Source organism: Streptomyces sp. NPDC033165 (genome assembly GCF_055577965.1).
The window spans coordinates 500,657-515,086 of the sequence record NZ_JBVIPK010000003.1; the positions used below are offsets into that span (position 1 = coordinate 500,657).

Annotated in this window: 11 protein-coding genes and 2 tRNA genes; 4 read left to right on the top strand and 9 right to left on the bottom strand. The window is 72.9% G+C overall.

Annotated features, from left to right (window positions below):
- Positions 1-24: 24 nt before the first annotated feature.
- Together ACZ5WC_RS10145 and ACZ5WC_RS10150 are read left to right on the top strand one after the other, a co-directional pair.
- Complete coding sequence (locus ACZ5WC_RS10145) at positions 25-426, top strand: hypothetical protein (protein ID WP_468540356.1); 402 nt, start codon at positions 25-27, stop codon at positions 424-426.
- Positions 387-632, top strand: a complete 246-nt coding sequence (locus ACZ5WC_RS10150) for a tyrosine-type recombinase/integrase (protein WP_468540357.1) — start codon at positions 387-389, stop codon at positions 630-632. Before ACZ5WC_RS10145 ends, ACZ5WC_RS10150 begins: the two co-directional genes overlap by 40 nt.
- A gap of 103 nt (positions 633-735) precedes the next feature.
- Here the strand turns inward: ACZ5WC_RS10150 and ACZ5WC_RS10155 are convergent.
- Together ACZ5WC_RS10155 and ACZ5WC_RS10160 are read right to left on the bottom strand one after the other, a co-directional pair.
- Positions 736-808: transfer RNA gene (locus tag ACZ5WC_RS10155), tRNA-Arg, on the bottom strand.
- 229 nt (positions 809-1,037) lie between these two features.
- A tRNA-Ser gene (locus tag ACZ5WC_RS10160) sits at positions 1,038-1,128 on the bottom strand.
- Positions 1,129-1,415: 287 nt separating this feature from the next.
- Here ACZ5WC_RS10160 and ACZ5WC_RS10165 point away from each other — a divergent pair.
- Positions 1,416-1,982 carry an SSI family serine proteinase inhibitor gene (locus ACZ5WC_RS10165; RefSeq protein WP_468540358.1) on the top strand — a complete coding sequence of 189 codons (567 nt, stop codon included), beginning with the start codon at positions 1,416-1,418 and terminating at the stop codon, positions 1,980-1,982.
- A 405-nt stretch (positions 1,983-2,387) separates the two neighbouring features.
- The gene (locus ACZ5WC_RS10170) at positions 2,388-6,653 is read left to right on the top strand and encodes a PAS domain-containing protein (protein WP_468540359.1); all 4,266 of its coding nucleotides are present in this window, start codon (positions 2,388-2,390) and stop codon (positions 6,651-6,653) included.
- Positions 6,654-6,752: 99 nt separating this feature from the next.
- On the opposite strand, the gene ACZ5WC_RS10175 is transcribed toward ACZ5WC_RS10170, so the two are convergent.
- The 7 genes from ACZ5WC_RS10175 to ACZ5WC_RS10205 all read right to left on the bottom strand — a co-directional run bounded on the left by ACZ5WC_RS10175 (position 6,753) and on the right by ACZ5WC_RS10205 (position 14,215).
- Positions 6,753-8,405, bottom strand: a complete 1,653-nt coding sequence (locus tag ACZ5WC_RS10175) for a long-chain fatty acid--CoA ligase (RefSeq protein WP_468540360.1) — start codon at positions 8,403-8,405, stop codon at positions 6,753-6,755.
- Positions 8,406-8,608: 203 nt separating this feature from the next.
- Positions 8,609-9,175, bottom strand: coding sequence for a SigE family RNA polymerase sigma factor (locus tag ACZ5WC_RS10180; RefSeq protein WP_468540361.1), 567 nt, complete (start codon positions 9,173-9,175; stop codon positions 8,609-8,611).
- 158 nt (positions 9,176-9,333) lie between these two features.
- Positions 9,334-10,500: a lipid-transfer protein gene (locus ACZ5WC_RS10185; protein WP_468540362.1), complete on the bottom strand. Its 1,167-nt coding sequence runs from the start codon at positions 10,498-10,500 to the stop codon at positions 9,334-9,336.
- Entirely contained in the window at positions 10,497-11,036 is a 540-nt protein-coding gene (locus tag ACZ5WC_RS10190; protein WP_468540363.1) for a MaoC family dehydratase, read from the bottom strand. The genes ACZ5WC_RS10185 and ACZ5WC_RS10190 overlap by 4 nt, the downstream gene beginning before the upstream one ends.
- A complete protein-coding gene (locus ACZ5WC_RS10195) occupies positions 11,033-12,079 on the bottom strand; it encodes an acyl-CoA dehydrogenase family protein (protein ID WP_468540364.1) in 1,047 nt (348 codons plus the stop codon). Before ACZ5WC_RS10195 ends, ACZ5WC_RS10190 begins: the two co-directional genes overlap by 4 nt.
- A gap of 1 nt (position 12,080) precedes the next feature.
- A complete protein-coding gene (locus tag ACZ5WC_RS10200) occupies positions 12,081-13,049 on the bottom strand; it encodes a bifunctional MaoC family dehydratase N-terminal/OB-fold nucleic acid binding domain-containing protein (RefSeq protein ID WP_468540365.1) in 969 nt (322 codons plus the stop codon).
- Positions 13,046-14,215: an acyl-CoA dehydrogenase family protein gene (locus ACZ5WC_RS10205; protein WP_468540366.1), complete on the bottom strand. Its 1,170-nt coding sequence runs from the start codon at positions 14,213-14,215 to the stop codon at positions 13,046-13,048. Before ACZ5WC_RS10205 ends, ACZ5WC_RS10200 begins: the two co-directional genes overlap by 4 nt.
- Positions 14,216-14,430 lie beyond the last annotated feature (215 nt).

Genomic DNA, 14,430 nt, shown 5'->3' on the forward strand with positions numbered 1-14,430 from the left:
ACAGAAGGTACGCCACGACGGCGGGTGCGCCAACCGACCACCCGCCACGTGTGTCTCCAGCAACCACCCGCCGGCCCCAGCCACGCTTCCCCGATCGGCCGAAGTCTGCGGGCGCGCTGGACACAGGACATCGACCTGGAGAAGGGCACCACCACGATCGGCAACACCCGGACCCTGGCTTACGACCCGGAGCGGCCGCGCGGGGAGCGGTCCGTGGTGATCGAGAAGGACGCCAAGTCCGAGGCCGGGGAGCGCGCCCTGCCCCTCCCCCTCCCCACGTGGAACGGGCTGCGCGCGTTCCGCAAGATCCAGGTGGCCGAGCGGCTCGCAGCCGGGGAAGCGTACGAGAACAGCGGCTACGTGATGGTGGGCAAACTGGGGCGGCCGTGGAGACGGACAAGCTGCGGCGCGAAGCGTACAAGCTGATGAACCAGCTTGAGGTGCGGCGGGTGACGCTCTACATAGCCCGTCACGCGATCCTGTCCTGGATGGCGAACAACGGCGTGCCGGACACCGTCGTGTCGGCATGGGCTGGCCACGCGGACCTGTCCTTCACGAAGCGGATCTACGTGCACCCTGACCCGCAGTCACTCCGGGCCGGGTCCGAGAAGCTGAACGAGTTGCTCGGCTGATCGGGCGACCAAGATCAATAGGGTGTGTGAGAAAAAGTGAGACGAAACGAGGAAGGCCCCGATCCTCCGGGGAGGTATCAGGGCCTTGACCTGGTGTTTCTTGTGCACTCGGCAGGATTCGAACCTGCAACCTTCTGATCCGTAGTCAGATGCTCTATCCGTTAAGCTACGAGTGCTTGGCGTTCCGGGCTTTTTTTCTTCCCGGTCGGCGTTGCGGGAACAACATTACATGACCTGCGCCGTGACGCGAAATCCATTGGCCACACCGCCACTGACCTGCGAAAACAGCCTCCCGGAGCGGATCTCGGCCAGCCCCGGCTCCGGGTCCCGGCGCGCCCTCCGCGCCCGTACACGGCCCGGAACGGCCGAAGCCCCGTGCCAGGGGCACGGGGCTTCGGGGTGGAGCGGAGGCGGAGGGATTTGAACCCTCGATGGGGTGTAAGCCCCAAACCGCATTAGCAGTGCGGCGCCATAGACCGGACTAGGCGACGCCTCCTCCACACACCTCGCGCGGACGCGAGTGGTGCGTGCAGATGATGACACAGTCGAACGTCGTGCCACCAATCGCCGCCAACGTTACTAGCCCTGCGGGTGCCAGGGCAAAGCAGTTCGGCGTGGTGGCGCAACGTCCGGGCGCGGTGCGCGTTAGAGGGGTGGGGGCCGCGGGTCTCCGTCAGCCGTCGTCGTCAGTCAGCCGTCCGTCAGCCGTCGCGTCGGGGCGCGTCAGCGATCGTCCCTGGCAGCCCGTGGCCGACCGTGCCGCAGAGATCCTGGAGCTTCCGCATGCTGCGCCGTCTCGCCCTCACCGCTCTCGTCCCGATCGCCGCGCTCGCCATCGCCGTACCGGCCTCCACCGCCACCGCCACCGGGTCCGTGCCCTCGGCCCAGCCCACCTCCGGGCCGCTGGCAGCCGCCCGGCCCGCCCTCGGGCCGCTGCCCCTGCCGGTCCCGCCGCTGCCCGGGTTCCTGGACGACGGAAAGGGCACGGGCGCGGCGGACGAAGCGCTGACCCGGCTCACCGTGACCGTGGGGAACACCGGGGTCGCCGGGTCCGACGGGACCTTCGAGCTGGAGTGCGGGCCCACCGGGCCCACCGGGGGCAGTCACCCGCGGGGTCAGGCCGCCTGTGACCGGCTGGCGGAGGCCGGGGCCACCCGGGCCGGGCGGCAGGAGCTGTTCCGGCCGACGCCCGAGGGCACCATGTGCACCATGATCTACGGCGGCGACGCCACCGCGCGCATCGTCGGCACCTGGGAGGGCCAGGCCGTGGACACCACCGCCAGCCGCAGCGACGGGTGCGAGATCGCCCGCTGGAACCGCCTGGTGCCGGTCCTCCCGGACGTCCGGTAGCTCCTTCCCTCCAGTAACCCCTTCCGTCCGGTAGCCCCCGCCATCCGGTGGCTGTTTCCGTGGCTGTTTCCGTCCAGCAGACCCTTCCGTCCGGTAACCCTTCCCTCCGAAAGCCCCTTCGGCCGGGGCGCAAAGCTGTTCGTCGCCCTCCCGGCGGCTCGGGCCTCGGAGGCCCGGAGCCAGGGGCGGCTTCCCGCGTCCGCGCACGTCACAGGGTGCGCGGACGCTCACGTCAGGGGCCCGTGACGTACACCGCGCGTACAGAACCTTGGTGAGAGCTCCCCCTCATCCGCCGTCCCCGGGGCCTCCCCTGCCCTTAGACTCCTCCAGTGACAGTCTGCGGCCCGAGGGGCAAGATGGGGCCCGCTGTCGGCAAGGTGCGGTAACCAGGGAGGAAGCGTCGTCGTGAGCAGCAGGCCATCCCGAGGCACTGCTCGCCTCGCAGCCATACTCGATGCCCTTCCGGACGGGCTTCTGCTCGTCAATTGCAATGGCACGGTCGTCAACGCCAACGCCATCGCCCTGGAGATGTTCGAGACGCCGGGCACCGCGCTCGTCGGTCGCGGACTGCTCGATCTGCTTCCGGAGTTCGACTCCAAGCTGATCCCGGGTTCGATGCGCCGGCCCGAGGCTGCGGACGAGCAGGGCAGGACCAAGCCGACGCGCATGATCGCGCGGCGCACGGACGGGCACGAGTACCCCGTCGAGGTCACCAGCGCGAGCCTCGACAGCGGGCAGGCCGCGTACAACGACATCCATTCCAGCTACACCGGCGACGAGCTCCTCATGATCGTCGTACGGGATCTCTCCGGAACCGTCGACACCGAGGCCGAGCTGGCCCGTTCGCAGCGGCAGACCGAGATGATCCTGCGCGCCGCGTCCGAGGGCGTCGTCGGCACCGACACCGACGGGCGCGTCGTCCTCGTCAACCCCGCCGCCGCCCAGATCCTCGGTTTCCGGGCCAGCGACCTCGGCGGCCAGGAGCTGCACCCGCTGATCCTGCACTCGCGGGCGGAGGGCGAGCCGTTCCCGTACGAGGACTCCCCGCTCGCCGACACCCTCAAGTCGGGGCGCAAGCACCGGGTGCGCGGCCAGGTGCTGTGGTCCAAGAGCGGCGCGCAGGTGCCGGTGGACCTGACGACCGCGCCGGTGCGCGACGGGGACCAGCTCGTCGGCGCGGTGATGACGTTCACCGACCGCCGCCCCTACGAGGAGCTGTCCGCCCAGCACAAGAACGTCGTCGCCGAGCTGACCGCCAGCCACTCCGCCGAGGTCGCGGCGCTCAAGGAAGCGCACGCCGCCGAGGTGGAGGCGCTGAAGGAGGCCCACGCCGCCGAGCTCGCCGACCGGAGCGAGCGGTACGCCGCCGAAGCCGAGGAGCAGGCCGAGCGGATCGCCGCCCTGGGCGACCGGCACTCCCAGCTCACCGCGGTCCTCGGCGGTTCGCTGCGCGGGCCCCTGGAGGAGCTGCGCGGCGAGCTGTCCACGCTCGCCGCCGACCCAGCCGGGCAGCTGTGGCCCGAGGCCAACCAGATCCTGCACCACCTAGCCGCCGGGTACGCCCGGATGACGACGCTCGTCGACAACGTGCTGGGCTACCAGCGCCTCGACGCCGGGGTGGAGGGGCTGCGCAAGGCCCCCGCGATGGTCGAAGGGATCGTGACCGGCGGTATCGACGGTGCTGTCGAGCTGATCGGGCCCGGGCGCGCCCAGTTCGCCGTGCACACCCCGCCGATCGAGGCGGAGGTCGACGCCCGTCGGCTCGCGACCGCCATCGCCCATCTCGTCGCGGACGTCTGCGGCGTCGATTCGACCGGCAAGGCCCGGACCGTTCCCGGGGGCGGTTACGTCGACTCGACCGTGGTCGTGGCCGCGGCCCAGCGCGGCGATGTCGTACGGATCGAGGTACGCGGGCCCTACGCCGGGGGCGACCCGGTGCACGAGCCGATCGTGCGCGGCATCGTCCGGGCGCACGGCGGGGTGCTCCAGACGCACGAGATGCCGGGCATGAACGGCAGCGCGTACGTGCTCGACGTGCCGATCGGCGCGGCTGCGGGCGCCATCGCGCCCCCGGAGACCCAGGAAGCCCCGGAGGCCCCGGAGGCCGTCGGACACGCCCCCGTGGCGGAGCCCGTTCCGGCGTCGCCCTCGTCGCCGGAAGGTGTCGGCGCGCCGGGCGTCACCAGCGGCGGGCGGCGGCGGGCCCGCAGGTCCTCCACCGACGCGTTCCTGGACAGCCCCGTCGGTACGCCGGAGGGCGCGGGCGAGGCCGAGGCCGTCGCGGCCTCCGCTCCCGACGACAGGGCGGGCGCCGAGCCGACCGGGCGGCGGCGGGCGCGCCGCGGGCCGGCCGCGGTGGAGGAACAGCAGGCCCCCGAGCTGATCCCGGCCCAGCAGGGCGAGGGCTCCGGGCGTCGCCGCGGCCGCCCCAGCCCGGCCGAGGCCGTTCCGGGGGCGGCGCGGGCGGCGTCGCAGGGGGCAGCGGCATCGGTGCCGGGTTCGGTTCCGGCGGACGTTCCGGGGGGTGTTTCGGGGGCGGTTCCGGGGGGCGCCGAGGGCGTCCTCGCGGAGCAGCAGCCGCAGCGGGGGGCGCTGGCCCTGACCGCAGCTCCTGCCACGGCTCCTCCCTCGGCTCCGTCCTCGGGTCCTTCAGCTCCATCGGAGGGGTCCGTCGTCACCGCCGCCGAGGGGGCTCAGGGGGGCGGGGGGCGTCCGCAGCTCGGGCAGACAGTGCCGCCGCAGGGCGTCCCGGTGGACCCGCAGCAGCCCGTTCCGCCCACCGGACGACGGGCCCGGCGGGACGGCGAGAGCCGCGCCCTCCCCGCCCTCGCGTCCGGCAACAGCAACGGCCATGCCAGCGGCGACCCCGTGGGCGCGGAGCAGCTCCAGCAGGCCCAGGCGCAGCCCCAGCAGCCCGGGGGGCGGCGGGCCCGGCGCGCGCTGGCCGCCGCCCAGGAGCGCACCGCCGCCGACGCCGGTCCGCGTACCGCCTTCGCCCTGCCCCCCGCCGACGCGGACCGGGCCCCCCTGCCCCCCGACGCCACGGCCGCCCACGGCGACGAGAGCGCCCCGCACCACGGGCGCAGCGCCCCGGAGGCCGGCCACACGCCGCCGCAGGCACACCCCATCGCCCCGGTGCAGCCCGGCTGGCCGGCCCACGGCTCCGCCGCCCAGGACCTCCCGCACGGGCCGGGCCGGGCTCCCGCACCGGAGAACGCCCCCTGGGGCGGACACGGCCGGACCGCCCACGCCACCGACACCAGCACCGGCACGGGCACCTCCCCGGCCGGCCTGACCCCGGATGCCCCGGAACGCCCGGCAGCCGACACCGGCCACCCCGCCAACACCGCGCACACCACTGGCACCACTGGCACCGCGCAGCCCGCACCCGAGTCCGTGGCGCACCCGGCCGACGGCGATGTGAGCGTCCCCGTTCCGGACGCGCGGCGGCAGCCGCTGCCCGCCGAGGAGCCGATGCCGGGCGGGAACCCCGACTCGACGCAGGGGCGGGCGTTCAGCGTGCGGACGCTGGGCCAGGGCGTGCCGTTCGCCCAGCACCTCGCCCATCAGCAGAACCAGCAGCAGAACCAGCAGAACCAGAGCCTCGGGGGCGCCGGACGCCGTCGCAAGCTCGCCGCCCCGCCCGAGGCCCGGTCCGGGCAGCACGAGCAACCCCAGCAACCCCAGCAGCCCGGACAACAGCAGAGCCAGGGAGCGGAAGGGCCCAGCGCGACCGGCCCCACAGCCCCCGGCAACCCCGCCATCGGCCTCCCCACCGTCCCCGGCTACGGCGACGGCCAGTTGCTCGCGCCGTCCGTCGGGGAGGGGCGCGCCTACGCGATAGGGGCGCCCGACGAAGGCGCCGAGGGGCCCGAGCCGCTGGACGGGCCGGGGGGCGCGGTCGAGGTGGCCAACCGGCCGCACCCGTATCCCGTCGACGACGAGCTGCCGCCCGAGCCGCTGGACAACCCGCGTCGGCTGCTCGTCTGGCCCGCCCCCGACGTACCGACCCAGCAGGCGCTGAGCGACCGGGGCTACCGTCCGGTGATCGTCAACTCCCGCGAGGAGGTCGACGCCCAGATCGCCGCGTTCCCCGCCGCGCTGTTCGTCGACCCGCTGACCGGGCCCATCACCCGTACCGCCTTGCAGTCGCTGCGCCAGGCGGCCGTCGCCGCCGAGGTTCCGGTGCTGGTCACGGCCGGTCTGGGGCAGGCGACCCGGGAGGCCGCGTACGGCGCCGACCCGGCCGTCCTGCTCAAGGCGCTGGCCCCGCGCGACAGCGAGCAGCATCCGCCCCGGGTGCTCCTGATCGAGGAGCACGACGAGATCGCGGTGGCCCTGACCCGGACCCTGGAGCGGCGCGGTATGCAGGTGGCGCACGCTGCGGCGGACAGCGAGGCCGTCGACCTGGCGAGCCGGATGCGGCCGAACCTGGTGGTGATGGACCTGATGCAGGTACGCCGTCGGCGCGCCGGGATCATCGACTGGCTGCGCGCCAACGGTCAGCTGAACCGCACCCCGCTGGTCGTCTACACCTCTGCCGGGATGGACCGGACGGAACTACCGCGGCTCGCCTCCGGGGAAACCGTTCTCTTCCTGGCGGAGCGGTCCACCAGCGACGAGGTGCAGTCCCGGATCGTCGACCTGCTGGCGAAGATCGGCACCAACTAGGCGTACGTAGGCGTACGCGGAACGCACAACAGGGCGGGTGCGGTACGGAGTTCCGTACCGCACCCGCCCTGTTTCACGTGAAACGACGAGCGCGGGGCCTCAGAGCTGCGTGACGTCCAGCTCCCCGGCCGCGTACTGCTTCCGGATCACCTTCTTGTCGAACTTGCCGACGCTCGTCTTCGGCACGGCCTCGATCACCGACCAGCGCTCAGGCAGCTGCCACTTGGCGATCCCCGACTCCGCGAGGAACGTCTTCAGCGCCTCGTAGTCGATCCCGGTGGCGCCCTCCTTGAGCACGACCGTCGCGAGCGGCCGCTCGCCCCACTTCTCGTCCGGGACGGCGACGACGGCCGCCTCCGCTACGTTCGGGTGAGCCATCAGCGCGTTCTCCAGCTCGACGCTGGAGATCCACTCGCCGCCCGATTTGATGACGTCCTTGGCCCGGTCGGTGAGGGTGAGGAAGCCGTCGGCGCTGATCACTCCGACATCGCCGGTCTTCAGCCAGCCGTCCTCGCTGAACTTGTCCTCGGGACGCAGGTGCTCGCCATCGGCCCCGCCGTAGTACGCGGCGGCGATCCAGGGCCCCCGGACCTCCAGCTCTCCGGCCGACTCGCCGTCCCACGCCAGGTGTTCGCCGCCGGGTCCGACCAGCCGGGCCTCGACTCCCGCCGGGAAGCGGCCCTGGGTGACGCGGTACGGCCACTCCTCCTCGGCGCTCAGCCCGGCGGGCGGGTGGGCCATGGTGCCCAGCGGCGAGGTCTCCGTCATGCCCCAGGCGTGGCAGAGCCGGACGCCGAGCTTGTCGTACGCCTCCATGAGGGAGGGCGGGCAGGCCGCGCCGCCGATGGTCACGTTCGCCATGGAGGTGAGGTCGCGCGGGTTGGCGAGGACCTCGGCGAGCAGGCCCTGCCAGATCGTCGGGACCGCGGCGGCGTGCGTCGGGCGCTCGCGCTCGATCATGTCGGCGAGCGGGGCGGGCTGGAGGAACCGGTCCGGCATCAGCATGTTGACGCCTGCCATGAACGAGGAGTGCGGCAGGCCCCAGGCGTTCACATGGAACTGGGGCACGACGATGAGCGTGGTGTCCCGGTCGGTCAGGCCCATCGACTCGGCCATGTTGACCTGCATCGAGTGCAGGTAGACGGACCGGTGGGAGTAGACGACGCCCTTGGGGTCGCCGGTGGTGCCGGAGGTGTAACACATGGCCGCGGCCTGGCGTTCGTCCAGCTCCGGCCAGTCGTACGTGGTGGGGCGGCCCGCGATCAGCTCCTCGTACTCGTGCACGCGCGGCGCGACCCCGGCGAGGGCGGAGCGGTCGCCGGGACCGGCCACGACGATGTGCTCGATGCCCGGCAGGTGGGGCAGCAGCGGCACGAGGAGCGGCAGCAGCGAACCGTTGACGATCACCACCTTGTCGTCCGCGTGGTTCACGATCCAGGCGAGCTGCTCGGGCGGCAGCCGGAGGTTGAGGGTGTGGAGCACGGCCCCCATGGAGGGAACCGCGAGGTAGGCCTCCAGGTGGACCGAGTTGTTCCACATGAGGGTCGCCACCCGCTGGTCGCCGTCGACTCCCAGCTCGTCGCGCAGCGCACCGGCCAGCTGCGTGGCGCGTGCGCCGATCTCGGCGAAGGTGGCACGGTGCGGCTCGGGTTCGCCGGTCCAGGTCGTGACCTGCGACTTCCCATGGATCGTCATCCCGTGGTGCAGGATGCGGGTGACAGTCAGCGGTACGTCCTGCATGGTGCTCAGCACGGCGTCCTCCCGGTGGGCGCTACGCGGCAGTAAGGTTCCGCTGATTCTGCTCACATACCACGTGGTATGTCACTACTCGCGGGAGAAAATTCCTGTCCGGGGCCGTACGGGGGGGGCGGACGGAACTGCGCGGACGGGCGCAGTCGGCCGGTCGGCCGACAACAGGAGACCGGCAACAGCGGCCCGGCCTCAGCGGACCGGCGTCAGCGGACCGGCGTCAGCTCCGGGTCCTCGCGGAGCTTGCCGAGGGCGCGGGAGACGGCGCTCTTGACCGTACCGATCGACACCCCGAGCACCTCGGCCGTCTGCGCCTCGCTGAGATCCTCGTAGTAGCGCAGGACGACCATCGCGCGCTGTCGGTCCGGGAGCTTGAGCACCGCGCGCCACATCGCGTCGTGCAGCGACTGCTGCTCGGCCGGGTCGGGCGCCGGGACCGTCTCCCGCTCCGGAAGCTCCTCGCAGGCGAACTCGTCGACCTTGCGCTTGCGCCACTGTGAAGTGCGGGTGTTCAGCAGGGCCCGGCGGACATAGCCGTCCAGCGCCCGGTGGTCCTCGATCCGCTCCCACGCGACGTACGTCTTGGCGAGCGCGGTCTGCAGCAGGTCCTCGGCGTCGCACGGGTTCGCGGTGAGTGAGCGCGCCGTGCGCAGCAGAACCGGCCCCCGGGCCCGTACGTACGAGGAGAACGACGCGTAGGGCGTGTGGGGGTGGTGGCCGGCGGAGGTGGCGGAGGCCGCCCGGGAGGCGCCTGCGCAGACTGGCGTGGTCATGTACTCAACGCTAGGAGCGCGGCCCGTCCGGGGGATCGGCCCCAGGTCGCGAAGCACCGTCCGCCTCAGGTTGTAGGGGCCGTACGCCCTGGACCTCCTGAAGGTGGACGGGACACCGCCCTCCGTCAGGGTCCGTCCCCGACCCGGTGCCGGGTGGTTCAGCCGTCCGCGCCGAGGACCAGACCCGACGTCGGGACCCCCGTACCGGCCGTGACCAGGGACCTCGCCGCCCCCGCCACCTGGTTCACCGAGGTGCCACGGATCTGCCGGACGGCCTCCGCGATGCCGTTCATCCCATGGAGGTACGCCTCCCCCAGCTGTCCCCCATGGGTGTTCAGGGGCAGCGCGTCCGCCGCGACGAACGCCCCGCCGTCCCCCGGACCGCAGAAACCGAACTCCTCCAGCTGCATCAGGACGAACGGCGTGAAGTGGTCGTAGAGGATGCCCACGTCGATGTCGGCCGGGGACAGTCCGGAGCTGCGCCACAGCTGCCGGGCGACGACGGCGGTCTCCGGCAGCCCGGTCAGCCCGTCCCGGTAGAAGCTCGTCATCTGCTCCTGCGACCGGCCCGCGCCCTGGGCCGCCGCGAGAACCACGGCGGGCGGCCGGGGCAGATCGCGGGCGCGCTCCACGCTGGTGACGACGAGCGCCTGGCCGCCGTCGGTCTCCTGGCAGCAGTCGAGCAGCCGCAAGGGTTCGACGATCCAGCGGGAGGAGGCGTGGTCGGCGAGCGTGATCGGCTTCCCGTGGAAGTACGCCGCCGGGTTCCGCGCCGCGTGCCGTCGGCCGGCCACCGCGACGTGCCCGAAGACCTCCGGCTCCAGTCCGTACGTGTGCAGGTAGCGCTGGGCCGCCATCGCCACCCAGGAGGCCGGGGTGAGCAGCCCGTACGGCAGGTTCCAGCCGAGCGCCGCACCCTCGGCGGTGGGCTCGCGCCGCTGGACGCCGGAGCCGAAGCGGCGGCCCGAGCGCTCGTTGAACGCCCGGTAGCAGACGACGACGTCCGCGACCCCGCTCGCCACCGCCAGCGCGGCCTGCTGCACGGTGGCACAGGCCGCGCCGCCGCCGTAGTGGACCCGGGAGAAGAACGACAGCTCGCCGACCCCGGCCGCCTGGGCAACGGTGATCTCGGGGCTGGTGTCCATGGTGAAAGTGACGAGACCGTCGACGTCGGCGGGGGTGAGACCCGCGTCGTCGAGGGCGGCGCGGACGGCTTCGACGGCCAGTTTGAGTTCGCTGCGGCCGGAGTCCTTGGAGAACTCGGTGGCTCCGATGCCGACGACGGCCGCTTTTCCGCCGAGGGAGTCGGCTCTGCGGACACTCATGCGCCGGTCTCCTTCGTGCTCTCGCCCACGCCCGCGCCCTTGCACGTGCCCGCGCCCGCGCTCGTGTCTGTGCCTGTGCCCGTGCCCGTGCCCGTGAGGGCGACGGTGACCGTGCCGGTGACGTGGCGGCCGATGCCGTTGTCGCCGGTGACCGCGACAGTGGCTTCGGTTGACCGTACGGGGCACTCGGCATCCCCGGAAGCCCCGGAACCCTCGGCGTCCAGAGCGGTGATCCGGCCGGTCAACCGCAGGACGTCTCCCGGGTAGTTCGGTGCGCCGAGGCGGATCGCGACCTTGCGGAGGACGGCGGTGGGGCCGAAGTGGTCGGTGATGTAACGGCCGACGAGCCCGTTGGTGGTGAGGATGTTCATGAAGATGTCGGGCGAGCCCTTCTCCCGGGCCCGTTCGGCGTCGTGGTGGACGTCCTGGTAGTCGCGGGAGGCGATGGCCCCGGCGACGATCAGGGTCCGGGTCACCGGGATCTCCAGGGGCGGCAGCTGGTCACCGACGCAGTGGGCCGCACGGTCGCTTGTCACTTCGCCACTCCCTCGCCCTCGGTGGCCGCGAGCAACAGGCCCAGCTCATCCAGGACTTCGCCGCCGCAGCCGAGGTACGCGGCGAGCTGGCGGCCCCAGAGGAAGTGCCGGTGGACCGGGTGGTCGAGGTCGGCCCCGGTGCCGCCGTGCAGGTGCTGGCCCGCGTGCACGACGCGCCGGCCCGCCTCCGAGGCCCACCAGGCGGCGGTCAACGCCTGGGCTTCGTAGTCCAGTCGCTCGTCGTGCCGCCAGGCCGCCTCGTACGCCGTGACCCTGATCGCCTCGGTGTCCATGTGGGCGTCGGCGGCGCGGAGCAGGACGCCCTGATTGGTGGAGAGGGGCCGCCCGAACTGCTCGCGGGCAGTGGTGTGTTGCACGGCACGCGCGAGAGATCCCGCGCTGACGCCCGCCTGGAGCCCGGCGAAGGCGGTACGGGCGGTGGCGAGGACGGCCGCGTACGCCCCCGGCCCGCCCCCCAGGCGCTCCCCGCGTGCACCGTCGAGAACGAGCCGCCCCGCCGACCAGGGCGCGGTCGTCTCCACGGGTTCGGCGGTGACGCCCGGCACGCCCGCCTCGACGATCCACAGGGCCCGGTCCGCGTCCGCCACCAGCACGTGGGTGGCGTCGCGCAGCCAGGGGACCCAGGGGACGGCCCCGTACAGAGCACCGTCCGAGGTGTGTACGCCGCCCCGCGCCGGGAAGGCGCCCGCAGCCACCGCCGTACCGTCGCGGAGGCCCGGCAACAGGCGCTCGCGCTGCTCCGCCGTGCCGTGTCCGGCGACCGCGAGCAGCCCGTACACGCAGCTGGCGGCGAACGGCACCTGGGCGGTGGTCCGGCCCTGTTCCTCCAGGAGCAGGACGAGGCCGAGGAGCCCGATGTCCTCGACGGCGGCGGACAGTCCGGCCGCACACAACTCCTTCCACAGGGCCGCGTCCGTGCCCGTACCGGCCGCCGCCAGCCGCTCGTGCGTGGCCAGGTCGCCGAAGATCCGCGCGGCCAGAGCCCGCGCTGCGGACTGCTCCTCGCTCGGGGTGAAGTCCATGTCAACGGCCGCCTTCCCCCGGCCGGAAGACCGGCAGTTCCAGATCGGGGTCCGTACGGAGGAACTCAAGCTGCACGGGCATGCCGACGCGGACCTTGTCGTACGGCACACCGATCACGTTGCTGACCATCCGGACTCCTTCGGCCAGTTCGATCAGCGCGACGGCGTACGGACCGCCCTCGCCCGACGGATCGAACGCGGGGAAGGGCGGGTGGTGCATCACGACATGGCTGAAGACCGTGCCCGCACCGGACGCCTCGACGGTGTCCCACTCCGGGCCGCCGCAGGCGTTGCAGCCGGGCAGCCACGGGAGGCGCAGCGTCCCGCAGTCGGTGCAGCGCTGGATGAGGAGCCGGTGCTGGGCAACGCCGTCCCAGAACCCGGCGTTGTCGCGGTTGACGACAGGGCGGGGGCGGAGAGGCGGCTCCTTCCTCCGTTGCGCGGGGTGGTACTTCAGGATGCGGAAGCGGTGGGTCCCGGCCGGTTCGCCGTTGGCGCGGACGTCCATGCGGGTCGTGACGAAGTACCCGGTGCCGAGCTTGGTCGTCTTGCGGCGGGAGACGGACGCGATGACGGCGTCGAAGGCGATCCGGTCGCCGGGCCGCAGGGGTCGCAGATACTCCTGCTCGCAGTCGGTCGCGACGACAGAGGTGTACCCGGCGCCGTCGAGCAGCCCGAGCAGTTCGTCGTACGCCGCGGAGCGGGCGGAGCTGTTTCCCCGGGCGCCACCGTGCCCGGCCGGCCCGCCCAGGGTCCAGGCCTGGAGCATGGTCGGCGGGGCGACGGCACCGGGCCCCCGGTAGGCGGCGGAGGTGTCGCCCATCGCCTCGCACCAGTGCCGGATCATGGGTTCGTTGACGGGGTCCTTGCCGGTGCCGCCGGTCGCGGCGGGGCGGCCCACGTAGGCGGTGAGCCGGTCGTACAGGGGGTCCGGAGCATCGGCCGGTACCGTTCGGGCGTCCGGGCTCACCGCCTGCCCCGCGTCATCCCGAGCCGCATCGTCGCGACGATCTCGCGCTGGACCTCGCTGACGCCGCCCCCGAAGGTGTTGATCTGCGCGGCGCGGTTCATCCGCTCCAGTTCGCCCTCACCACCGCCCGCCCCGAAGCAGCCAGGCGCCCCCGCCCGCAGCAGAGCGGCGTCCCCCACCACCTCCTGGCACATCCGGTAGACCTCCACGGCGCTCTCGGTCCCCGCGAACTTCACGCCGCTCGCCTCCCCTGGGGCCAGCTCCCCCGCCCCGACCGCGCCGACCAGCCGCCAGTTCAGCAGCCGGGTCGCCGCGAGCCGGGCGTACGCCTCCGCGAGCCGGGCGCGTGCCCACGGCTCGTCGATCCGGCGGCGCCCCGTAGTGGGGTCGGGGGTACGGGCGTGGGCGAGGGCCTCCTCGTAGAAGTCCTCGGCCTGCATGCCGATGGCGGCCAGGGCGACGCGTTCGTGGTTGAGCTGGCTGGTGATGAGCCGCCAGCCGTCGTTCTCGGCGCCGACGAGGTTCGAGGCGGGAACGCGTACGCCGTCGTAGTACGTGGCGGTGGTCGTCAGCCCGCCCACGGTCTCGATGGGGGTCCAGGAGAAGCCGGGATGGTCGGTCGGCACGAGGATGACCGAGATGCCGCGGTGCTTGGGGGCCTCGGGGTCCGTACGGCAGGCGAGCCAGATCCAGTCGGCCTGCTGGGCGTTGCTGGTGAAGACCTTCTGACCGTCGACCACCCAGTCGTCGCCGTCCCGCACCGCACGGGTGCGCAGCGCCGCCAGGTCCGTACCGGCCTCCGGCTCGCTGTAACCGATCGCGAAGACGAGGTCGCCGCTGAGGATGCGGGGCAGGAAGTACGCCTTCTGCTCCTGGGTCCCGTACGCCATCAGGGTCGGGCCTACCGTGTTGAGCGTGACCATGGAGACGGGGGCACCGGCCCGGTAGGCCTCGTCGAAGAAGACGAACTGTTCGTCGGGCCCCCGGCCCTGCCCGCCGTACTCCTGGGGCCAGCCGAGCCCGAGGAGGCCGTCGGCGCCGATCCGCCGGAGCAGCCGCCGCTGTTCGCCGGGGTCGCCACGCCCGGCCGTAGCGCGGAAGACCGCGAAGTACGCGCGCAGTTCGGTACGCAGCTGCTGCTGGCGCTCCGACGGGGCGAGGTGCACTACAGGACCTCCGGGGGCGGATCAGAACGGCAGGGACCGGTTTCTGACTGTCCGTCAGATCGGCTTCGGCTGTCAAGAGCATCAGCAGACAACGGCAAGTGACAGCGAGCGGCGACAACGGCAACAGCCCGCGCGTGGCACCGAAGTGCCGCCGCACGGGCTGCTGTCCGGACGACCGGGACCCACCCCCCGGGAGGTCCCGGCGACCGCGTCAC